Consider the following 22,029-nt stretch of genomic DNA (forward strand, 5'->3'; position numbering starts at 1 on the left):
CCCGGCGCGGGGCGAGAGCCGGAACCTGCCGGGCAATCGCGCGTTGGAGTGGCACGATGAAAGGCAGCCGCCGGGGTCACGCGCTCGAGTTGGAGGTCGCAGCCGCACTTATGGCGAAGGCTTGCGCGCTCGCGGCGATCTATCTGGCTTTCTTTTCCGGCTCCCCGGCCATCCCCTCCGCGGCGAGCTGGCTCTTTGGAGGCGTACGATGAGCGTCGTCGATCTCTCTCGCCTGCAATTCGCCCTCACCGCGCTTTATCATTTTCTCTTTGTGCCGCTGACGCTGGGTCTTTCGGTGCTCCTCGGCATAATGGAAAGCGTCTATGTCATGACCGGCCGGCGCATCTGGCGCGACATGACGGTTTTCTGGGGCATTCTCTTCGGCATCAATTTCGCCATGGGCGTCGCTACGGGCATCACCATGGAGTTCCAGTTCGGCATGAACTGGTCCTATTATTCCCAATATGTCGGCGATGTCTTCGGCGCGCCCCTGGCCATAGAAGGCTTGATGGCCTTTTTTCTCGAAGCCACTTTCATCGGACTGTTCTTTTTCGGCTGGGACCGCCTCAGCAAGCCCGGACATCTCGCCGTCACCTGGTGCGTCGCCCTTGGCTCCAACTTTTCGGCGCTGTGGATACTGGTGGCCAACGCATGGATGCAGAATCCCGTCGGCAGCCGCTTCAATCCCGACACGGTGCGGATGGAGGTCACGGATTTTCTCGCCGTCATCTTCAATCCGGTGGCCCAGTCGAAATTCGTTCACACCGTCGCCGCGGGCTATGTCACCGGAGCGATGTTCGTGCTCTCGATCGGCGCCTATTATCTACTGCGCGGCCGCCATGTCGAACTCGCCAGAAGATCCATCACGGTAGCCGCTTCGTTCGGCCTCGCGTCGGCCCTTTCGGTCGTCGTTCTGGGCGACGAAAGCGGCTATGTGACGACTCAGAACCAGAAAGCGAAGCTCGCCGCTATCGAGGCCATGTGGCGCACGGAGCCGGCGCCAGCGGCTTTCACCATCTTCGGAATTCCCGATCAGGACAAGCATGAGACGCGCTATGCGCTGGAGGCGCCCTGGGCGCTCGGCCTCATCGCGACACGCTCCCTGACACAGGCCATTCCCGGCATCTTCGACCTCGTCGACGACGCCAAGCTCCGGATCGGCCGCGGCGTCGAGGCCTACCGGGCGATGCTGTCTCTGCAGAGCGATCCCGCGAACCAGGCCGCGCGCAGAACGATCGCCATGCGCCAGCGCGATCTCGGATACGCCATGCTGCTGCGCCGCTACGTCGACGATCCGACCCGCGCGAACGCCGACGACATAAACCGCGCGGCGTGGGACACCATTCCCAATGTGCCGGCGCTGTTCTGGTCCTTCCGCATCATGGTCGCCATCGGCTTTTATTTCATCGCGCTTTTCGCTTACGCCTTCGTTGTGGCCGCGCGGCGGCGGCTCGATCGGCGCAAGGGACTGCTGCGCCTCGCGCTCTGGTCCCTGCCCCTCCCCTGGATCGCTGCGGAACTCGGCTGGATCGTCGCCGAATATGGCCGTCAGCCATGGATCATCGAAGGCGTGCTGCCGACGTTTCTCGCGGCGTCGCCGATAGCGGCCTCCAACATATGGCTGAGCCTCGCCGGCTTCGTCGTTTTCTACACCGCGCTGCTCGTCGTCGATCTCTATCTGCTCGCAAAATACGTCCGCCTGGGGCCGAGCGAGAGCTGGCTCGTTCCCGATCTTGCAACGCGGCTGGCGCCGCCCGGCGGAGTCGAGATGGAGCCGAGGACGCTACATCACCCGAGTCTCGAGAGAATGGAGCCGAAAGGTGCAGGTCCCTCTGGAATATGACACGCTGCGCGTCATCTGGTGGGCGCTGCTGGGCGTCCTGCTGATCGGCTTTGCGGTTTTCGACGGTTTCGACCTCGGAACGGCGATGCTGCTCCCCGTCCTCGGCCGCAACGACGAAGAGCGGCGCATTCTCATCAATTCGGTCGGCCCTGTATGGGAAGGAAACCAGGTCTGGTTCATCCTCGGCGGAGGGGCGTCCTTCGCCGCCTGGCCGCCGGTCTACGCCGCGTCCTTCTCCGGCTTTTACGTCGCCATGTTCCTCACGCTGGTCGCGCTGATCCTGCGGCCGGTGGCGTTCAAGTTCCGGGGCAAGATCGACCGCCCGCTGTGGCGCTCGTTCTGGGATTATGCGCTGTTCGTCGGCGGATTCGTCCCGACATTGATTTTCGGCGTCGCCTTCGGAAATCTGCTGCAGGGCGTTCCCTTCATCATCGAACCCGACATGCGCGCGGTCTACAAGGGCGGCTTCTTTGAATTGCTCAATCCCTTCGCCCTGCTTTGCGGCCTCCTCAGCCTGGCCATGATCGCGATGCACGGCGCAGCATTCCTCTATATGAAGGCGGGCGAGAAAGTCGCCCACCGCGCCGGAGTCGCCGGCTATTACGCCGCGCTGGCGACATTCGCGCTTTTCGCCGTCGGCGGCGTCTGCGCCTGGTTCTTCCTGAGCGGCTACGCCATAACGAGCGAAATCGCTCCCAATGCACCGTCCAACCCTTTGCATAAGACGGTGACGACCGGCGTCGGCTTGTGGATGGAGAACTACCGCGCCCGGCCGTGGATGCTGGCCGCGCCGATCCTCGGCCTCATCGGGCCTCTGGCGGCGGCGAGGCTGCTGCGACTGCAGCGCGAGCGTGTCGCCTTTCTGGCCAGCGCGCTGTCGGTCTCCGGCGTCGTCGCAACAGCGGGCTTCGCCATGTTTCCCTTCATCATGCCGTCTTCTCTGGAGCCGGCCCATAGCCTCACCGTCTGGGACGCCTCCTCCAGCCGGACGACTTTGCTCATCATGCTCATCGCCGTGCTGGTCCTGCTGCCGATCGTGCTCGCCTACACGGCCTGGGTCTATCGCGTGCTCAGGGGCCGGATCGACGCGCGCTTTCTCGAAAAAGGCGGGCACGCCTACTGAGGCGCTGTGCCGCGACAGACCAAGGAGGACGACCACATGTGGTATTTCGCCTGGATATTGGGCCTCGGCCTCGCCTGTTCCTTTGCGATTTTGAACGCCATGTGGCTCGAACTGGACCCCGAATATCAGGCGAGCCTGAGTGCGATTGCAGGCGACGCCGAAGCCCCGGAGACCCCGGAGCCGCCCTCGATCTGACGCGCCACAGCCTTGACCGCCGCACTTTCAACCAAATGCTAACCATTATGCCCTTGCATGGCCGGATCCCCGTCGGCCTGCTTTCACGCGAAAGGGAGACATGCCGCGCCGCCCGGAGCCAAGCAGCGCAATTGCGGCCTGCGTCGCATGGATCCTGTTCTTCCTCGTCGCCGCCGGCTTTTTTTGGCCGCGCGCGCCGGGCCTCGCCTGCATGGGTCTTTCTTTCGCGGGGCTGCTTCATCTTGCGGTGCTGTCATATGAAGAGGTCACGCAGGCGAAATTCGACGAAGATATGAGTCCGATAGAGTTCGAGCATTATTGCGCGCAAGTGCTGCGCGAAATGAAATGGGATGCGCGCGTCACCCAGGCGAGCGGCGACCAGGGCGTCGACATCATCGCGGACAAGCGGGGGCGGCGCATTGTGGTGCAATGCAAGAAATACTCGAAGCCCGTCGGCAACAGGGCGGTGCAGGAGATCGTCGCCGCCATAGCGCATGTAGACGCCGAGCGCGGCGTGGTCGTCGCCACCTGCGACTATACGCCGGCTGCGCAGCGGCTCGCGGCTTCCAACGACGTTCTGCTCCTGCGCCATACCGAGCTGCGCAAAATCGACCGGCTGCTGACGCGGTGAGATGCGCCTCCCGCCCGAGGGCGGAAGGCGCTCGGATGATATCAATAGGAGTGAGCCGGCGGCGCGATCACATTGGCTGCGGCGCCGACCGCCGCGCCTACCACGGTTACCGGCACAGTGACGGGCGCCGTGATCACCTCGAACGGGGTCGGGCCAGGCGTCGAAGGCTCGCCGTTCATGAGAACGGGCGTATAGACATAGCCCATGCGCCCGTCATAGGAGGCCTCGCACCAGCCGCGCGCGCAGCGCTGCATGTCGATGATCGAATTGGCCGGAACCACTTCGATGACGCCGGCATGTGGCGAGGCGTGCGTGCGCAGAGGCGTGGCCCGCGTCACCTGGGCGTCGAATGCGAAAGCCGAAGTTGCGCTTGCGACGAAAGCGATCCCGGCGAGGATGGAAAGCATTTTCGACGACATTTTAATCTCCTGCCAAACATGAACTTCGCATTATGCTCCGCGGTAAGCGCGCCGGAAACAAACACGCATTCCCTTCAACGGATAGCGCGTCGGCCGTGGTGGAGCCCGTTGCAAATAGCCAACGTCCGGCTGGCGATTTGGTTGCAATGACAAGACGCAGATTCGCCTGCGGCATCTGGGCGCGGGAGGACCCGGTTCCATTCGCGCTCGAGCCGATGATGAGCTTGCGACTCGCCGCCGCCGGCGACAAAGCTGAAGCGCCCCCGGCGGCGCTCGCCGAGGGCGCAATTAAAAATCGATTCCCGACTACGCCGATCGCGTCAGTAGGTCGCGACCACCGGCGGTCCCTCTGGCGGAGGAGCGGCTTCGGCCGCAGAGCCGAACGCCGATCCGACCGCAGTGAACGGCGCCGTCAGCAGGTCGAACGGACCGAAGCCCGTCGCGGCGCCCGGGCCGCCGCTGACGATAACTGGCGTATAAACAAAGCCTACGCGCCCGGCGTAGGCAGCCTCGCACCAGCCCCGAACGCAACGCTCCATGTCGAAGGTCGCGTTGGGTGGAATGACCCCAACGACCGCCGCGCGCGGCGAGGGGTGGGTGCGCATCGCTCTGGCTTGTGGCGTCATCGCCTCGAAAGCGAAAGCGGAAGTCGCGCTCGCGGCGAGGACGGCGCCGGCGAGGACCGAAATGATTCTTGGCGGCATTCTCATCTCCCTTTTCAAGCCCCCGGGCGCGGACGCGCAAACAGGCGAACATTGCGGGTCTTGGCGAAGCCTCTTGCCCAAACCCAACGCCCGTGCGGCTGATTGGTTGCAGCCGGCTCCGGCGTAAAAACTGTGGCGCTCAACAAAAAAGGAGGGCTTTTCTCTTGTCAGGACCAAGGCCGGCGCCGCATTCTGGAGCGGCATTCAAGCTATGAAACCGAAGCGGCCGGAGCCGCTCAACTGCGAGCGGGCGGCATGTCGGTCCAGGAACTCTCGAGCAACCACCCCCTGAACTCCGACGCTCTTTCGCGGCCGCCCGAAGCCCACGCCTTGCCGAGGCGCATACTTTGCGTTTTCCCACGCTATGAACCTTCGCTCGGCTCTCTCGAATACGCCTATGACATCACCGGCGCCTTGCGCGCCTTCATGCCTCCACAGGGTTTGCTGGTCATCGCCGCCGCCCTGCCTGCAGGCTGGGAGGTGCGCTTCGTCGACGAAAACATCAGGCCCGCGCGGCGCAGCGATTTCAAATGGGCCGACGCCGTCTTCGTCTCCGGCATGCATGTCCAGCGGCGCCGGATCGACGACATCCGTCGCCGCGCGCATAAACACGGCAAGCCCGCAGTTCTGGGCGGACCTTCGGTTTCCGCCTGCCCCGAACATTATCCGCTCTTCGACTATCTTCATATCGGGGAGCTCGGCGATGCGACGCAGCAGCTTTTCGAGCGCCTTGCGCGCGATTGCTCACGGCCGAAACAACAGATCGCCTTCGTCACCGGAGAACGCACTCCGCTCGATGAATTTCCGATTCCCGCTTACGAGCTCGTGAGCTTCGACAATTATTTCATCGGCTCGATCCAGTTCTCCAGCGGCTGCCCCTATCGCTGCGAGTTCTGCGACATTCCCGGCCTCTACGGCCGAGTGCCGCGATTGAAATCGCCGCAGCGCATCCTGACCGAACTCGACAAGCTGCGCGCCTGCGGCCTCACGACTTCGGTTTATTTCGTCGACGACAATCTCATCGCCAATCGCCGCGCTTTGCGCGAGCTGTTGCCGCCGTTGATCGAATGGCAGGAGAAAAACTCCTTTCCGCTCTCCTTCGCCTTCGAGGCGACGCTGAATATCGCCAAATATGAAGACCTCCTGCAGCAGCTCCGCCTCGCCTGCTTCACCACCATCTTCGTCGGCGTCGAGACGCCGGAGGAAGATGCGCTCGCCGCTATCGACAAAGAACAGAACCTGGCGATGCCGATCGTGGAAGCGGTGCAGCGGCTCAACGCCCATGGACTGGAGGTCGTCGCCGGCATCATCGTCGGCCTCGACACCGACGGTCCCGACACCGCGCAGCGCATCATCGACTTCATCGACCGCTCGCATATTCCGATGCTCACCATAAATCTGTTGCAGGCCCTCCCCAAAACGCCGCTATGGGACCGCCTCGCCGGCGAGAACCGCCTTTGCGACGACGAGACCAGAGAATCGAACGTGGTCTTCAAGCGGTCTTATGAGCAAACTGTCGAGTGCTGGCGCGAATGCCTGCGCTACGCCTATGACCCAGCGCGTCTGTTCGCGCGCTACGAGCTTCTGACCCAGCATGTATTTCCCAACCGGCGCCCACGCCCCCGCCCACCGGGTCAGGTGACGCCGAAGAACATCCGCAATGGCTTCATGATGTTGTTCAAGATCTGCTGGAAGCTGGGGGTCATCGCCGATTATCGGCGCATATTCTGGGCCTACGCCAAGCCGCGCATCAAGCGGGGCCAGATCGCCGACGTCATCAGCGTCGGCATACTCGCCAAACATCTGATCACCTACGCGCGCAAAGCCTGCGCCGGAAAACTCAACGCCTCGAACTATTCGGCGAGGCTGAAGTGACGCGACGGCGACGCGTCGCATAGGGCTCGCCGCCTCGGGCTGAAAATGAAACGCCCAGAAAATCAGGAACGCGCCGCGTCGCCCCGCGTTCTCCAAACCATATCCTCGCGCCGGAGGAAATGGTTTAATGAAAACCGCCCTGACGACGCCCCGCGCGGTCGTGGCGGCGACTATGCTGATTGCTGGGATGGGAAGCGGCGCTTTGGCCCAGACCTCCGTCAGGCCGCTCGACGGGTCCGGGAGCCGCGAGAGCTTCGACTACGGGCCGCCATCGATTCCGAACCCTCCGAGGGCGCAAGCGCAACGCGGCTATGGTTTCAATGCGCCGGCGCTGCGCAACCCGAGTTATTCGATTCCGATCCCGACGGCGCCGCATGTCACGCAGCGTTACCGTCTGCCCATGCCGGTCCTGCAGCGGCCGGCTCATGATTATCGCTTTCCGATGCCGACCCTGCAGCAGCCGGCGCTAAATTTCAACCAACTTCCACCCGGCCAAAGGCAAGAGGCGCCGACGCCCGATCATCATTTGCAGGGCCCGACGCTATGGCGGCGTTTTCAATTTTAGCGCTGCAAGCGCTTCAGCCCAGGCAAACAGATCCTCGGATTGATGTCTCCCAATAGAGCGCTAATTTCCGGTCGACGGCCTCATGAATCGCCCGAGGACCAGCCGTTGCGCGCAGGTGAATCGCCCGCCGCGATAGAGGACAGTCGAATGAGATTTCTGGGCGGATTTTTAGCCGCGCTTTTCATCGTCGCCGCAGCCGCGGCCCTTGTCGGCGCCGCCTACAACGTGGCCGCATCGTCGCCGGACACGCCTCTGGAATACAACATCCTCCACGCGATCATGCGCAACTCGGTCGAGATGCGCGCAGGCGACGATATCCAACGAACATGGACCGAAGAGGAAATCGGCAAGGGATTCGGCGAATATAACGAGATGTGCGTGATCTGCCACGCCGCGCCGGGAAAGGAACGCAGCTCCATAAGCAAGGGCATGCTTCCCCAGCCGCCGCTCCTCGCCGAAGCCGCCAGGACCTGGACCAATTCGCAACTCTTCTGGATCGTCAGAAATGGCGTGCGGATGACGGGCATGCCCTCCTTCGGCGTCACTCACAGCGACGAGCGGATCTGGAACATCGTCGGCTTCATCCGTCGGCTGCCGCAGATGTCTCCTGAGGAATTCCGCGCGATGGAAAGCAAATACAAAGGAATGGAACGGGACGAAGCAGGCCGCGAACATCATTAGCGCGCCCGGCGGATCATCGGGCGACGTCAAGCGCGCCGCGAGGAGGGAGCGATGAATTCGGCGACCGAGGCTGAAATCTGGCCCGATCTTCCTTACGCGCAATGGCGTGACGCTTGCGCGACGCTTCAGCTCTGGACCCAGATCGTCGGCAAGATCCGGCTTTCCCTCACTCCCTGGCTCAACCACTCATGGCATGTGACGCTTTATGTGACCTCCCGCGGCCTCGGCACCTCCCCCATTCCGTTCGATTGCCGCAGCTTCGAGATCTCATTCGATTTCATCGATCACAAGCTGCGCATGGAAACGAGCGACGGGCAGCAATCGGAGCATCCGCTGCGGCCTCAATCGGTGTCGGAGTTCTATTTTGCTGTGCTCGAGGGACTGGCGGAGCTCGGGATAGACGTAAGAATCAACCAGTGGCCCAATGAAGTTCCGCAGCGAATTCGCTTCAGCGCGGACAAGACGCATATCGCCTATGATCCCGAATATGCGCATCGCTTCTGGAGGATCCTGCTGCAGGCTGATCGCGTGTTGAAACTGTTCCGCACCGGCTTCACCGGCAAATGCAGCCCGGTCCATTTCTTCTGGGGCAGCTTCGATCTGGCGGTGACGCGGTTTTCGGGCCGTCGTGCGCCGCTCCATCCCGGCGGCGTTCCAAATCTCCCCGACGAGGTCGCGCGCGAAGCCTATTCTCATGAAGTGAGCAGCGCCGGCTTTTGGCCGGGCGGCGCGCCGCTGGAGTTCCCGGCGTTTTATTCCTACGCCTATCCCGAGCCCGCGGGGTTCCGCGAGACCGTCATCCGCCCCGACGCAGCCTTCTACAGCGAAGAGCTGCGCGAGTTCGTTCTGCCCTATGATGCCGTTCGCGCCGCGACGTCGCCAGAAGAGACGCTGCTCGCTTTTTTGCAAAGCAGCTATGACGCCGCCGCAGCTTGCGGGAACTGGGATCGAAAGGCGCTGGAATGCCTGCCGGGCAGAATAGGCGTTCCAACCCGGCCCGGCTTTCCACCAAATTAGCTGGCGGCTATTTTTCGCCACGCCGGATCAGCGATCCGCCAGAGCCCGCAGTTTGCGAATTGCCTCTTCAGCCTCGCCCTGTCCAAAGCTCCCAAACCCCAAGCGTAATCCCCTGTCGCAGTGAGGCGGCGTTGCAAAGCACCGGGAGGGGAGGAATTTGACGCCACAGGAAGCGCCTTTTTCTTCGATCTCGTCGAGAACGGCCTGATCTCTAAATTTTACCCAAAACGCCAAGCCGCCGTCGGGCGCCTCGAATTCGATGGCGTCGCCAAATGCATTTTGCAGCGATGATGCGAACGCCTCTCGACGCGTACGATATATTTGTAGAGCCTTGCGGGCGTGGCGTCGTAATTCGCCCGATTTGATCAGATCCGCCACGGCGAGCTCGGTTACGGTGTTGCCCTGCCTGTCGACGACAGCCGCCTCGTTGGCGATCGAGCGAACGAAGTCTCTCGGACCCGCCAGATATCCAACGCGAAGCCCGGGCAGCAGCAGTTTCGAAGTCGAGCCGATGTAAATCGTTCGGTGCGGCGCATAACTCGCCATGGGAAGCAGCGGCTGGCTCTGGTAATGGAATTCGTGATCGTAGTCGTCCTCCAGAACCGCAAAACCGAACCGGCCGGCAAGATCGAGCAGTCGCGAGCGACGATCTCCCTTGAGCGAAACCGTGGTCGGGAACTGGTGATGAGGCGTTACGTAAACCACGCGCACCCGGCGTCGCAGACATAGCTGCTCCACCTCCTCCACATCGAGACCGTCCTTATCTATTCTTACCCCGATCACATCGGCGCCGGCCGCCTTGAACGCTTCGCGCGCTGGAGCATAGCTCAGACCCTCGACCAGCACGACGTCTCCGGGAGACAATAAAACCCTGCTGGCCAGAAAAATCCCCATTTGGCTCCCGCGTGTGATGCAAATGTTTTCCGGCGTCGTGACCATTCCACGATGCGTCGAAAGCATCTCCGCGATCAGCTGCCGCAATTCGTTCGACCCCATAGGATCGCCGTAGGTCATGCCCCCGATGCGCGTCGCGCTTTGAAGCGCCGTGCGATAGGCGCTGGCCAAGGAGCTTGTCACCAGCAAGCGATGATCTGGAACGCCGTCGTCAAATGTGACGCAGGAGCTTTCTCGATATACGATTTGGGGCGGTGGAACGGCCCGAAACGAAAAATCCGGCGAACGGGACGGTCCGGCGTCGGCCTCGCCGCGCGCCTTCAAGGATACTGGCTCCGGGAGACGATCGGAAACGAACGTTCCCCGCGTACCGCTCGTTTCGAGCCAACCTTGCGCGATCAGATCGTCATAGGCGAGCACGATCGTCTTGCGATTTACGCCGAGCGCCTCGGCCATCGCGCGCGTGCTCGGCAGGATAGTGCCCGGAAGCAGACGGCCGCGCCTGATGTCCTGGATGAGAGCATGGACGACCTGCAGGTAGATGGGCGTTTCGCTCCGCGGGTCGATTTCTCGGCTGAGACTGAAGTCCCAGGGCCTCAGCATTGGACCCATCCATTTTTCGAAGTTGGCTGTTTCATGTCTCCTCCGCGACAATACCATTGGCGCGCTGAGAAATGTCAACATCACAACCGGGAGGAGACGAAACATGATTCAGCACGACAGTCGCGCGGTGTACAAGACGCTCTTCGGCGTTTTGGGAGGGCTCGCGTTCTTTCTGGTGATCATGCATCAGGCTTCGCAGTATTTCCGATAGTCTTTCGTCCAGGACGCGCAGCTAGAATATCCCGTCATGATGCCGACGCATCTCGTCGATGACAACGACGCCCCTGATGTTGTCATGGCGAACACGGCGGCGGCGCCCGCATGATCTGCGACGCCGCCGCCGTTTTTGCCTCTGGCGATCTCCACTGGACCCTGCGGTTTTCGCAAGTTGGAGGATCTCTCCTTGTCGAAGCCGGATTACGGTCAAGCGCCCGCCCGGATCGGCGGCTCCCGAAAAGAAAACCCGAAATTGGAAAGCACGGCATTGCGCATGTTCGCTCGAATGGCATTCGCTGTCCTGATCGCCTTGGCGCTGAGCTTCGCGGCAAATCGCGTAGCCGCACAGACGCCTGACGAAACCTACAAGGCGCTCGGGCTCGACAAGAGCGCTCCGCCAGACAAGCTCTATGACGCGCTGGTAAAGCGCTACAATGATCCAAGCCAGGGCGCAGGCAAGGGATCGTTGTCGAAGTTTTGGGAGCCGATCCCGATTTCCAAATATCTCGATCCGCGTGACTTCTACCAGCCGCCACAATCGGTGGAAGCGGACGCTACGCGCGCTCAGTGCGTCGAGTGTCATGCCCAATCGACGCCCGGCTGGACTCATAGCTGGCAAAAAAGCGTGCACGGCAATCTCGACGAGATTCGTAAATTGTCGGACTCGGACCCACGCTCATATAAAAAGGGGCTGCTGACCGAGATCGAATCCAATCTGCGCTCGATGGGAGTTCTGAAAGCCGACGAACCGCTCAAGGAAGTCGGCTGCATAGATTGCCATATGAGCGTCAACAAGGAGCATGGCCAGCACAAAACCGAGCTCAAAATGCCGGATGCCGCAGCCTGTGGCCAGTGTCACCTCAAGGAATTTTCGGAGCGTGAATCCGAGCGGGACACCGCCGTCTGGCCGCAAGGGCAATGGGACAAGGGGCATCCCTCACATGCGCTCTCGTTCAAGGCTAATGTGGAGAACGCCGTATGGGCGGCGATGAGCGAGCGGGAGGTAGCGGAAGGCTGCAGTTTCTGCCACACGCCGCAGAACACCTGCAACAGCTGCCATACGCGGCATGAATTCTCGGCGGTCGAGGCGCGCAAGCCGCAGGCCTGCGCCACATGCCACAACGGCGTCGATCACAACGAATTCGAAAACTACCTGCTCTCCAAGCACGGGACGGTGTTCCAGACCCGCGGCGATAAGTGGGACTGGAACGCAAGGCTTTCCGACGCGATGGAAAAGGGCGGCATGAACGCCCCGACCTGCCAGTTTTGCCACATGGAGTATCAGGGCCAATTCAGCCACAACATGGTGCGCAAGGTGCGCTGGGCATTCGAGCCGACGCCCAAGATCGCCGACAATCTGCACCATCCCTGGTTCGAAGACCGCAAGGAAGCCTGGGTCGGCACCTGCTCCAATTGTCATTCGAACAGCTTCTCGCGCGCCTATCTCGAGAACATGGATAAGGGGGTCATGTCGGGCATCGCAATCACGGAAAGATCTCGTTCGGTGCTGTTGAAGCTATATGAGGATGGGCTGCTGCCCCGCCAGAACAGCAACCGTCCCGCGCCGCCGGCTCCGGAAAAGGACGGCCCCGGCGCCTTCTTCCAATTGTTCTGGCAGAAGGGCAACAATCCCTCGGCGGTCGAATATGAATTCGCGGAAATGTGGGAGCACCACAAAATCAAGCACTATAAGGCGCTCGCCCATGCGAATCCCGGCGGCTACACCTATTCCGACGGCTGGTCGCAACTCGTCAAAAGCGCTGCGCGCATAAATGACGAGGACGCCCGGCTGAGAGAGGCGGCGGAAATCCGGGCTGAGCTGAAGCGCATCTCATCGACCAGGCTAGGCGGCCTGCTGGAGCTGAATACGCCGGAGAAACGGGCCATTGCGGGGGCCTTCGGCTTTATCGCTCTGCTCGCCGGCCTCGGTCTGCTGGCGGCTCGGAATCGGCGTAAGATCACGTGAGGAAACCTGCGATCATTTATCCCGCGCCGGGTAGCTCGTCTCGGCGAACGTGGCGGACCGGGATGTTTGCGCCCGCCAGTCTGATCATAATCGGCTTCGCGCTCCTCGGTTGGGCGGGTTGGTCGGACCTGCGGCCGCAACCCTTGCCTTACGAGCAGACGACCACACCGGCGCTTTCTGCTTCCCTCGGCGAGTTCGTCGAAGCGGGCCTCGATTCCACGACGATGACGATGGAGAATATCGAAATCCGCGCGCCGGAGGCGAAGAGCCCGATCGCGACCGGCGCCGTAACGCGCGGCGCCGATCAGCGTCCGACGCCGCTCGGCTGGCGCAATGCAGTGACGGAGCCGGTCTTCTTCACCGATATGGATTCGGCGGACACGGCCAAAGTCTTGGAGGCGATCCGCCAACATGCGCCTGCCGAGGCCGTGGTTTTGGCCTGGTGGGACATGTCCCGCCGCATTCGTTCCCTTGCGGGACGGCGAGCCCCGCTCGACGATCCGCTCGCGCGCGGATTGCTGAGCCCGCGCCCCTGGGCGATCAGCGCCGCCGCCGTCGACGAGGATCAGCGCGCCTATTGGGGTAAGGGCGTCTCCATCGGAGAAGGCGCGGCCTTCGACAAATTCATCGACGCGCTGTTGATGGACGAAGCAAGAGGCGTAGAGGCTTTGGCCGCAATCGCCGGCGGCAGAGAGGCGTTCATTGCGGTGCACTTCTCGGATATATGGAAGGCGGCGGCTTCTCGGCCTGATCTCCTGCCGATCGCCTACCGGGACTTCCCCGGCGGCGACGGCATGCATGGGGTGATGAAAGAGGCGCGCGAATGGATGCGCGAGAACGCAATCGAGGGGGGCTATGCGGTCGAGCCGAGAGGCGGCGCCGTGCGCCTGCATTATTTGCCGCGCAAGGCGGACTCGACGCGATTGCTCGCGCGCCTGCTGCCCTTCTCCACCTCCAACCCACTCAAGCTCGAAGGTCTCGAGCTGGTCTATCAACACAAGGGCTATTGGATTTACAAACTGGCCCCAACCAAGGGCTGAGCAGCGTTGGGCTTCGAGTCTTGCGCGCTTGCATTGGAAAATGGGCGGCGCGCGCGGCGGCCTATTTCCTCGCCACGCTATAGACCACATTGACGGCGATGGCCTCGCTTTGGCCCAGGCCCGCGAGGTTGCGCTCGCGAACGCGATCCAGCGTCGGCGGATCGAGTTGCGCCAGCGTGCCGCGATAGCCGCTGCCCATGGCGATCAGCCACCAATCGGCGGGACTGCTCAAAGGATGTTCTCCATCTTCCGCGACGATCTGCGGATTCCCGACGCCGGCTTGATTCAGCATGTCGCGAAGGCCTTCCGGCGTTGAAATGCGTTCCCAGGGGTTGAAGGTTTTCAGGAGGTCGGGACGCTCCGCACGGACGGCTTCCCAAAAGGCGCCGTTGGCGGGCTCGAACAGCTCCGGTCCCCATGTGGTGATGGCGAGCCGCCCGCCGGGGCGCACCATGCGCCAAAGCTCCCGCGTGGCCGCGACCATGTCGGGCACGAAGAAAATCCCGAACACGCAGACCACGAGGTCGAAACTGGCGTCGGGATAACCGAGGGCCAGCATGTCGCCGGTCTTGAATTCGATATTGGAGAGGCGCCTTTCCCGGGCCTTGGCCTCGCCGAGAGCGACCAGCCGCTCGGCGAGATCGACGGCGATCACTTTTCCTTCGGGTCCAACGGCCTCGCCGGCAGGCAAAGCCGAGCCGCCGCTCCCGCAGCACACATCGAGCACGGTCTCGCCCCGGCGCAGTTCGAGGCGCTCGACCGTGCGTCGCCCGAAGCGATGCCAAAAGGAGCTGACGGGATGATCGAAATAATCCGCCGCGGCGTTATAGGCGGCGGTGGCCCTCGCTTTGGCGGCCTCGAGTTCGTTCATGGAAAAATTCTCGATTGCGGTCACGGGATGTCCGGGGCGAGGCCGAGGACGACATAGAGGATGGCCCCGAGCAGCAGGACGGCGATCCCCGTCAGCGCGACGTTCTGGTCGGAATAGGGCGTCTTTCCCATCATGCGCTTCCGGCGCGTTCATACCATGCGCGCGAGCGGCGGACGATATGGACCACGGAGAGCATGACCGGCACTTCGACCAGCACGCCGACGACCGTCGCGAGCGCCGCGCCGGATTGAAAGCCGAACAGCGCGATGGCGGTTGCAACCGCGAGCTCGAAGAAGTTGCTGGCGCCGATCAGCGCGGAAGGTCCAGCGACGCACCATGATACTCCCAGGGCGCGGTTGGCGAGATAGGCGAGGCCCGCATTCAGATAGACCTGGATCAGGATCGGAACCGCGAGCAGCCCGATGACCAGCGGCTGGCGCACGATCTGTTCGCCCTGCAGGCCAAAGAGAATGACGAGCGTCAGCAGCAGGGCCGCAAGCGACAGCGGGCCGAGCGCGCCCAGCGTCTTCTTCAGCGCGTCCTGCCCGCCCCGCCCCAGCAACGCCTTGCGCCAGAGCTGCGCGGCGACGACAGGCGCGACGATATAGAGCGCGACCGAAAGCAGCAGCGTGTTCCATGGCACGGTGATGGAGGAGAGGCCGAGCAGCAGCGCAACGATCGGGGCGAAAGCGACGATCATGATGCTGTCGTTGAGCGCCACCTGCGACAGCGTGAAATGCGGCTCGCCTTCGACGAGATTGGACCAGACGAACACCATCGCCGTGCAGGGCGCGGCGGCGAGCAGGATCAGCCCGGCGATATAGCTGTCGATCTGATCCGCCGGAAGAAACGGCCGGAAGAAATGCGCGACGAAAAGCCAGCCGAGCAGCGCCATGGAGAAAGGCTTCACCAGCCAGTTGACGCCCACCGTCACCGCAATGCCGCGCCAATGCTCCTTGACCTGCCCCAGCGCGCCGAGATCGATCTTGAGCAGCATCGGGATGATCATGAGCCACACCAGAACCGCGACCGGCAGGTTCACCTCCGCGACCGTGGCCGAGCCGATGGCGCGAAACAGGCCGGGGGCCGTCTGGCCGAGGAGGATGCCGGCAATGATGCAGAGCGCCACCCAGAGGGTGAGATAGCGCTCGAACAGGCCCATGGCGGGAGCGCTCGTCCTCACGGCAGCAGGGGTCGTCGCCGCGTCGCTCATCTCGGTTCGCCTGCTGCCGCGAGCGTCGCGCCTTCCGCCCCGCCGATCTCCCGCAAATGCTTCTGAAGCGCCATTTTATCTAGCCGCGCGAACGGGACCGCGAGCAGCAAAGAGATGCGGTTTTTCAGATAGCGGAAGGCGAGATTGAAGGCGCGCTGTTTCTCGATATCGCTACCTTCGACCGCGGCGGGGTCTTCGATGCCCCAATGGGCGGTTACCGGCTGTCCCGGCCAAAAGGGGCAGGCTTCGCCGGCGGCGTTGTCGCAGACCGTGAACACGAAATCCATTTTCGGCGCGTCGGGGGTCGCAAACTCGTCCCAGCTCTTCGAGCGGAGTCCCTCGGTCGGATAGCCAAATGCGGCGAGAGTCTGGAGCGCATAGGGATTCACGACGCCCTTGGGCTGACTACCGGCCGAAAAGACGTTGAAGCGGCCGGCTCCGTCCTTGCGCAGAATGCCTTCGGCCAGGATCGAACGAGCGGTGTTGCCGGTGCAGAGAAACAGGACGTTATAGACGGGCTCGGACATCATGCAGGCTCCTTCGGGCCGCAGCAGGAAGCATTTGCGGCGCGTTCAGGCTTGGGCGTGCAGCAGCCGCCTTGCGGCGTCGCCGGCGCGCAGCAGGCGCTTTGGTTGCTCCTTGCGGCGTCGAGAACAGAGTCGTCGCCATAGACGACGCTTTCGCCGGTGGTGAGGAAAGCCTCCCACAACAGCCCCTGCGGATCGCTGGTCCAGGATTTTTGCGACTTGGCGTAGCAACAGGCGGTTTCGCCCTCCTCCAGGACGGGCCGGCCGGCGCGCTGCAACCTCGAATAAACCTCGGTCAGTTCGTCGGCGGTCTCGACCTGAATGCCGAGATGGTCGAGTCCTCCCTCCCGGCCGCGCGCGGAAATGGCGAAATTCACCCGCGGGTCGTCGAGCATCCATTTGGCGTAATCGGGCTTGGCGACCGCAGGTTCGGCGTCGAACAGCGTGCTGTAGAAGCGGATGGATTCGGCTAGGTCGTCAACGGACACATGAACATGCAGGCGTTTCATGGCTCTTCTCGGGCTGGCAGTTTGAGGGCTCAGCGCCGCAGGCGGCGGCGTCGCCCCGGCAACAGTTTTCGGTCAGAAAAGCAAGCAGCGCGTTCATGACGGGATAGGCCGCGCAATAGATCAGCGAGCGGCCTTCGCGCCGGAAGGTCACGAGATCGGCGTGCTTGAGCTGGTTGAGGTGGAACGACAGCGTAGCCGCCGGCAGCTCGAGCCGTTCGCCGATCTGGCCGGCGGGCAGCCCTTCCGGCCCCGCCTGCATCAGCAGGCGAAAAATATCGAGCCGGGCCTCATGCGCGAGCGCGCTCAGAGCTGCAATGGCGGGTATCTTTTCCATATTTCCAATATAATGGAAATATTAAAGCGGGTAAAGCCCCCCGCAGCGGTTCAGTTTGAATTTCCGCTTGTGACCCGAAGCGGTCGTTCGCTGTCCGATGCCGTGCCCATTTCAGAAAATGTGCGCGCATCGGTTGTCGGAACGCGCGAAACTCTTGGATCGATCATCTCGAAGCGGCAACCACCGTCGGCGTGCCATCACGCATTCCCCTCGCCCAACCTCTTCCTCTGCTCGCGGAGTTCGGAAAGGTGTTCTGCAAGCGACCTCTGCTGGAAGCTCGGCTCTTCAATGTTTATGCTAATGATTGTAGGAATTGACATTGTCGTCACAAGTGATGCGCTCGTCTTAGACTTAACGCGGGAAAGATGATCGAGGGTCAGATTGATGATTTCCTCAGAAAAATCGTTCCTTATACGAAGAAGTTTTGGCCGCACAACATCTAAGACGGACTGTCCATACTTCTCAGCCTCCTCTTTCAAGGGTATTTTACCTTTGTGAATTACCTCGTTACGAAATTCCGTGGAACCGCGGTCAAGCAACTGCGGTTTCTCGCCGTAGTGGGAAGCCCATTGAAAAATAAAAGACCCAAGTTGGCGTTCAGATTGGGAGGAGACAAGCTTCCAGCACTCAGTAAATACCTCCTCTGATTTCGTATCTCTTAATATAAATACATGTGTAGCAAATTCGAAAAATCGCTCCATGCTTGACGTAAATGACGACACTGCGTCTCGATAATAACCATCTATTATCGCGTTTGCACCTATATCAAAAAGAACCTCAAACTTTTGTTCTTGTAGTAAAATAGTGGATTTATGCCCCTGAACACAGGTTACCTCATAGCAACTATCATCTCGGACCTCAACGCGTTGAAAGTTGAGAGGAGCAACCCATCCTGCCAAGCGCTTCGCGCATTCTACACAGACGATCGCAAGGCGCACGCAGCGGTTTTCCTTCCATAACTCATACGCATTCTGAGAAGCGGACCGCAATGGCCCCTTGAGCATTAGAAAGCGATTTTGATGAATTTCAAACCCTAAAGTAGGACAGATCTAATTTTTCAGTTGTCGCCGTTATGTCCGCTTCTGGCGCGAAGCGGCCGTGTGGCAAGGGCTGCTCCTGACCCAAAAGCGCCCTTCATCGCCCATGCCATTCCCGTCTTCACGTCGCAACCTAGGATTTGGCAGCTTTCTGCGAATGTTACGGCCCATAGGAGCTGGCGATGTCAGTCTGAGTTGAGCATAAGATGGGCTCCAATCTCGCATTCCCGAGCGACGCGTCGATGAGGTTTCCATGGACAAATCCCTCAACGCTTTTGATCTTTCGCCCGAGCAAGGACAGACAGCGTCTCTGCTGCAACGCTTGTTCGGCAGCGCGATCGCAAACCGCTACGTCGATTTTTGCCGCTTGGCCGCAGGTGCCTTTGCCCTCAATGTTTCGAGGCCGATGGCCGCTCACGCACTGCGTGAACTCGAATCCATGCTTCGCCGCGCCCTCGAAGTGCCGATGGAAGCGAGGGCGCTGGAGACTGTCGAGGACGTCAAGAAAATTGCTGAAGCGCGCAAGCAATTGCGGGCGCTCGGATTTGAGGCTCCGATAATCGACCGTGCCGCGAGAGAACTAAAGCCTCGTCTGAACCACAGGCAGCAAATCCAGCAGATCGTATCTCGCCTGGGTCGCGCGCCGGATGGCGACATTGCGAATCTTTGGACTTCTCTGACCGAGAACTTCGGTGTAGCCCACCAACGATCTTTCCACCGTTCGCTACAAGTCGATGACGATTTCCGTGAAAAATATCAACGGCCGTTCGATACTGTTATTCGTGGCATCGCTTTCGCCCTCCAAGGCCGCTATGTCGTCCTCATGCGCCGCGTGGAAGAGTTGGCCACGATGTCAGACCGCGAGCAAGCGGCCAAGTTGTTTGCGAGCGAAATTCCCGGAGCATTGTCGCTCCAACGGCACTTCTTCGATAAGCTGCAGACCGGCGACTGGCTGCCGCATCTCGCGAAGCAGGGCTTGTTTGGTGAGCCGCTAGCCGGACCCGACGAAGGCGCAAGTGGCGGAATGCGCTTTCGCCAATGGCCTGCCGGAAATTACCTCCTGCGCATGGCGAAATCCTCGGACGCCGTAACACGGCGGGCGGTCGCGGAAGCCCTGCGCAAGGTCGGTTCTTCCAAACACCCTGACGTCCAATACGACGGCCTTGAAATCCTGGCGACATTACCGCCCGAGGATTCGGCGCCATTGGCTGACCTCGCGGTGTCGTGGCTTAGCCCTGGCACGAGGAACTGGCCGATGCAGAAGCCGGAAGCGCTAATCAATCAATTGGCCCAAGGCGGACATCGCGAAGCGGCTCTGAAGGTCGCTAGCGCCCTGCTGCAGATTTGGGAACAGAATGGACATTTGGTGACGCACTATGCCCACCACATGTACGAATATCATCTTCCGTCTCTTGTCAGCCCGCTCACGGCATGCGGCGGCGAAGATGCGCTCCGCCTTTTCGCTGATCTCCTGCACAAAGCCGCCCGAATCACCGGAAGGATCGACTCCAGCCATTACTCGATGCGGCCGATTGGCGACGACGAGATGGCGCGGCACGACGTTTACGAGGCGCTTATCACTGCGGTGAGGCGATCCGCGGAAATGCTCATCCAAGAAGATGCAGTGCGCACGCGACGCGCTGTCGAACTCTTGGCCGGTTACGAGCCGAAGATTTTCGTCCGCCTTTATCTGCATGTTCTGGCATCAAATCCGGCGGGGGCGCCAGATCTGGCTACAGCATACTTGACCAATAATTCGTTGATCCAAGCCGGTTGGTGCCGCGATGAATACTCGGGGCTCGCCTTGGCTTGGTTTCCATCCCTTGCTGCCGAGGACCAAGCGAAAGTGCTTGGCGTCATCGACGCGCTGCCGGATAAGTATTTGGAGGCTTGGAAAGCGCGATTTGAAGAGGATACGAAGAAAGTGCCGGTTGCTGACGATGAAAGGAAGTTTCGTGCTGCTACGTTTCAGGATCTAGTCTGGAAATGGCGAGCCGCCTTGCCAGTCGAACGCCAACAGGCGCTCGACCGGATCGTACAAGAACTCGGCGATCCAGACGCGCGGAAGGAGCAGCTCTTTGCACAGCTGGAGAGCCCGCTTCACGGAACCGATTTTTTGTCGCGGCCGATTCCTGAGATCGCAAAATTTCTGCAGACCTGGACTCCGCAAGTCGAGGGTTCAAGCCAAACCGTCACTGCGCTCGCGCAGGAATTACTGATTGCTACCTTTAACAATCCGGAAGCCTATGCCGCCGAGGCCGTGCAATTCGTGGGGCTCAAGCCGGTCTATGTTCGCCACATGCTAGAAGGCCTCGCGATGGCGGCAAACAACCGCCGAAGGTTTGGCTGGGGTGGCGTGCTAAGATTGATTGCGGCTGCCATTGAGCGGCACGACGAGCCGATCGATCCAACAACGCTTTTCGATGGTGACGACCGAGATTGGGGTTGGGCAAGCGTAAAGACAGCCGAATTACTGGCCGCCGGCTTGCGTCAGGGGGCCGAGGGCATCGCGTTCGAGCATGCCACTCAGGTTCGTTCGATCGTTGAAAAGCTCATTCGGATTGCTCCCAATGAGCCCGAGATCGAGGACTTTGAGGAACGATATCGGCGCGACCCGTTCTTCGCGGCCCAAGCGACGCTGCGTGGTTTGGCTGTCGAGCTGTGCATCCTCATGATGTTCTGGCTCAGCAAAGACCGGTCGTCACCGTTGGGGGCAGAGCCGGGAAATGCGTTGAGCAATTCGCCCAACGTCCGCGATTTCTTCGTGGGTCAGCTGGCGGATCGCAAGGCGTCCGGCCGTATCCCGCGCGCGGTCATGGGCCGCTACCTGTTCTATCTGTTTTATTTCGGCGAGGACTGGCTCAGGGCCCACCTGGGCTCACTGTTTCCGCAAGAAAATGAAGCTTTGCGCGGCGCGGCTTGGCACGGACATCTAGCGCACGATCAGCAGCCAATCCTCGATCTAGTGCCGGAACTCCGTCTTTGCCTCACCGAAGAGATCGCGCGCCTTGCCGATACCGGCGATCAGCTTGACCGAGAATTCCGCCGGGAACGGTTCGCCGATTACATGATGGTCCTGTATCTTTGGGGCGGTCTTCCTGACGATTTGCTGGAAAGCTTCTGGGAGCAGGCCTCATCCGCGGTCCGTCAACACTGCATGTGGTATTTGGGTACGCAGTTGGACGCTCCTAGTATGCCTGACGCGATGCGTACGCGTGGTTTTGCTTATTGGGAGCGCCGTCTTGATGCCGCTCGGCGCTCCGATAATCCCGATCCTTTTCGCGCCGAGTTAGGCGCCATCGGCCAATGGACGTTCCGCAATCGCATCGATGATCATTGGCTCGCCAATCAGCTATTCGAGATGTTGCACGCCGGCTTTGTGCCCACCGATGCCTTCAGCGTCGTGGACTGGCTCGCGGAGATCGTGCCGCGAGATGTCGACCGCGCGGTTAAGATTTTGTCCGCTTTGCTCAGGAATCCGCGCATCGATCAGTGGGCCTACATGACCCAACAAGTACCCATCCGCACCATCCTCGCCGAGGGCCTTGCGCACGGCACGCAGGAGACCATCAGCAGAGTGCACGAGTTGATCGGCTTCCTATCGTCCGTAAACGAGACCAGCTATATGGATCTTATCCAACCACCCACCGATGAATGAGGCCGCGGCCTGCCTCTTTGGCTCAGAGGCAAGGCAGCGTCGCGGAAGGTCCGCCTTTGGCGCATTGGCGAAATTCGAACTGACCCACTACCGGGCCTCCTAACACCG

At 61.2% G+C, this 22,029-nt stretch carries 19 protein-coding genes and 1 pseudogene; 11 read left to right on the forward strand and 9 right to left on the reverse strand.

The window, feature by feature from the left end; genetic code table 11:
- Positions 1-208: 208 nt before the first annotated feature.
- The 4 genes and pseudogenes from H2LOC_RS09145 to H2LOC_RS09160 all read left to right on the forward strand — a co-directional run bounded on the left by H2LOC_RS09145 (position 209) and on the right by H2LOC_RS09160 (position 3,792).
- On the forward strand, positions 209-1,843 hold the full coding sequence (locus tag H2LOC_RS09145) for a cytochrome ubiquinol oxidase subunit I (RefSeq protein WP_136496124.1): 1,635 nt from the start codon (positions 209-211) through the stop codon (positions 1,841-1,843).
- Positions 1,821-2,966, forward strand: coding sequence for a cytochrome d ubiquinol oxidase subunit II (gene cydB / locus H2LOC_RS09150; protein WP_136496125.1), 1,146 nt, complete (start codon positions 1,821-1,823; stop codon positions 2,964-2,966). The genes H2LOC_RS09145 and cydB overlap by 23 nt, the downstream gene beginning before the upstream one ends.
- 36 nt (positions 2,967-3,002) lie before the next feature.
- Positions 3,003-3,089: pseudogene (gene cydX, locus H2LOC_RS22000) on the forward strand (cytochrome bd-I oxidase subunit CydX); the annotation flags it as partial.
- 172 nt (positions 3,090-3,261) lie between these two features.
- Entirely contained in the window at positions 3,262-3,792 is a 531-nt protein-coding gene (locus tag H2LOC_RS09160; RefSeq protein ID WP_136496127.1) for a restriction endonuclease, read from the forward strand.
- A 41-nt stretch (positions 3,793-3,833) separates the two neighbouring features.
- On the opposite strand, the gene H2LOC_RS09165 is transcribed toward H2LOC_RS09160, so the two are convergent.
- Both H2LOC_RS09165 and H2LOC_RS09170 read right to left on the reverse strand, forming a co-directional pair.
- Positions 3,834-4,211 (reverse strand): SH3 domain-containing protein, encoded by a 378-nt coding sequence (locus tag H2LOC_RS09165; protein ID WP_136496128.1) that lies wholly within the window; start codon positions 4,209-4,211, stop codon positions 3,834-3,836.
- A 320-nt stretch (positions 4,212-4,531) separates the two neighbouring features.
- Positions 4,532-4,915 (reverse strand): SH3 domain-containing protein, encoded by a 384-nt coding sequence (locus tag H2LOC_RS09170; protein WP_136496129.1) that lies wholly within the window; start codon positions 4,913-4,915, stop codon positions 4,532-4,534.
- A gap of 255 nt (positions 4,916-5,170) precedes the next feature.
- Between H2LOC_RS09170 and H2LOC_RS09175 the strand changes: the two genes are divergently transcribed.
- The 4 genes from H2LOC_RS09175 to H2LOC_RS09190 all read left to right on the forward strand — a co-directional run bounded on the left by H2LOC_RS09175 (position 5,171) and on the right by H2LOC_RS09190 (position 9,053).
- Positions 5,171-6,790 (forward strand): B12-binding domain-containing radical SAM protein, encoded by a 1,620-nt coding sequence (locus tag H2LOC_RS09175; RefSeq protein WP_136496130.1) that lies wholly within the window; start codon positions 5,171-5,173, stop codon positions 6,788-6,790.
- A gap of 127 nt (positions 6,791-6,917) precedes the next feature.
- Positions 6,918-7,355: a hypothetical protein gene (locus H2LOC_RS09180; protein WP_136496131.1), complete on the forward strand. Its 438-nt coding sequence runs from the start codon at positions 6,918-6,920 to the stop codon at positions 7,353-7,355.
- A gap of 147 nt (positions 7,356-7,502) precedes the next feature.
- Complete coding sequence (locus tag H2LOC_RS09185; RefSeq protein ID WP_162009738.1) at positions 7,503-8,036, forward strand: c-type cytochrome; 534 nt, start codon at positions 7,503-7,505, stop codon at positions 8,034-8,036.
- 51 nt (positions 8,037-8,087) lie between these two features.
- Positions 8,088-9,053, forward strand: a complete 966-nt coding sequence (locus H2LOC_RS09190) for a DUF5996 family protein (RefSeq protein ID WP_136496133.1) — start codon at positions 8,088-8,090, stop codon at positions 9,051-9,053.
- A gap of 27 nt (positions 9,054-9,080) precedes the next feature.
- Here H2LOC_RS09190 and pdxR read toward each other — a convergent pair whose 3' ends face one another.
- Positions 9,081-10,550 (reverse strand): MocR-like pyridoxine biosynthesis transcription factor PdxR, encoded by a 1,470-nt coding sequence (gene pdxR / locus H2LOC_RS09195; protein ID WP_136496134.1) that lies wholly within the window; start codon positions 10,548-10,550, stop codon positions 9,081-9,083.
- A 490-nt stretch (positions 10,551-11,040) separates the two neighbouring features.
- Here pdxR and H2LOC_RS09200 point away from each other — a divergent pair, with 490 nt between their 5' ends.
- The gene (locus H2LOC_RS09200) at positions 11,041-12,732 is read left to right on the forward strand and encodes a multiheme c-type cytochrome (RefSeq protein ID WP_136496135.1); all 1,692 of its coding nucleotides are present in this window, start codon (positions 11,041-11,043) and stop codon (positions 12,730-12,732) included.
- A 62-nt stretch (positions 12,733-12,794) separates the two neighbouring features.
- Positions 12,795-13,772, forward strand: a complete 978-nt coding sequence (gene haoB, locus H2LOC_RS09205; protein ID WP_136496136.1) for a hydroxylamine oxidation protein HaoB — start codon at positions 12,795-12,797, stop codon at positions 13,770-13,772.
- Between the two features lie 61 nt (positions 13,773-13,833).
- Here haoB and H2LOC_RS09210 read toward each other — a convergent pair whose 3' ends face one another.
- The 6 genes from H2LOC_RS09210 to H2LOC_RS09235 all read right to left on the reverse strand — a co-directional run bounded on the left by H2LOC_RS09210 (position 13,834) and on the right by H2LOC_RS09235 (position 18,164).
- A complete protein-coding gene (locus H2LOC_RS09210) occupies positions 13,834-14,643 on the reverse strand; it encodes a class I SAM-dependent methyltransferase (RefSeq protein ID WP_136496137.1) in 810 nt (269 codons plus the stop codon).
- 130 nt (positions 14,644-14,773) lie between these two features.
- Complete coding sequence (gene arsB / locus H2LOC_RS09215; RefSeq protein ID WP_136497048.1) at positions 14,774-15,805, reverse strand: ACR3 family arsenite efflux transporter; 1,032 nt, start codon at positions 15,803-15,805, stop codon at positions 14,774-14,776.
- Between the two features lie 47 nt (positions 15,806-15,852).
- A complete protein-coding gene (locus H2LOC_RS09220; RefSeq protein WP_136497049.1) occupies positions 15,853-16,383 on the reverse strand; it encodes an arsenate reductase ArsC in 531 nt (176 codons plus the stop codon).
- Positions 16,383-16,892 (reverse strand): ArsI/CadI family heavy metal resistance metalloenzyme, encoded by a 510-nt coding sequence (locus tag H2LOC_RS09225; RefSeq protein ID WP_136496138.1) that lies wholly within the window; start codon positions 16,890-16,892, stop codon positions 16,383-16,385. The genes H2LOC_RS09220 and H2LOC_RS09225 overlap by 1 nt, the downstream gene beginning before the upstream one ends.
- Positions 16,861-17,226 carry an ArsR/SmtB family transcription factor gene (locus tag H2LOC_RS09230; RefSeq protein WP_136496139.1) on the reverse strand — a complete coding sequence of 122 codons (366 nt, stop codon included), beginning with the start codon at positions 17,224-17,226 and terminating at the stop codon, positions 16,861-16,863. The genes H2LOC_RS09225 and H2LOC_RS09230 overlap by 32 nt, the downstream gene beginning before the upstream one ends.
- Before the next feature lie 197 nt (positions 17,227-17,423).
- A complete protein-coding gene (locus H2LOC_RS09235; protein WP_202620556.1) occupies positions 17,424-18,164 on the reverse strand; it encodes a hypothetical protein in 741 nt (246 codons plus the stop codon).
- A gap of 352 nt (positions 18,165-18,516) precedes the next feature.
- Here H2LOC_RS09235 and H2LOC_RS09240 point away from each other — a divergent pair, with 352 nt between their 5' ends.
- On the forward strand, positions 18,517-21,921 hold the full coding sequence (locus H2LOC_RS09240; RefSeq protein WP_136496140.1) for a hypothetical protein: 3,405 nt from the start codon (positions 18,517-18,519) through the stop codon (positions 21,919-21,921).
- Positions 21,922-22,029 lie beyond the last annotated feature (108 nt).

It is taken from the genome of Methylocystis heyeri (assembly GCF_004802635.2).
GTDB lineage: Bacteria > Pseudomonadota > Alphaproteobacteria > Rhizobiales > Beijerinckiaceae > Methylocystis > Methylocystis heyeri.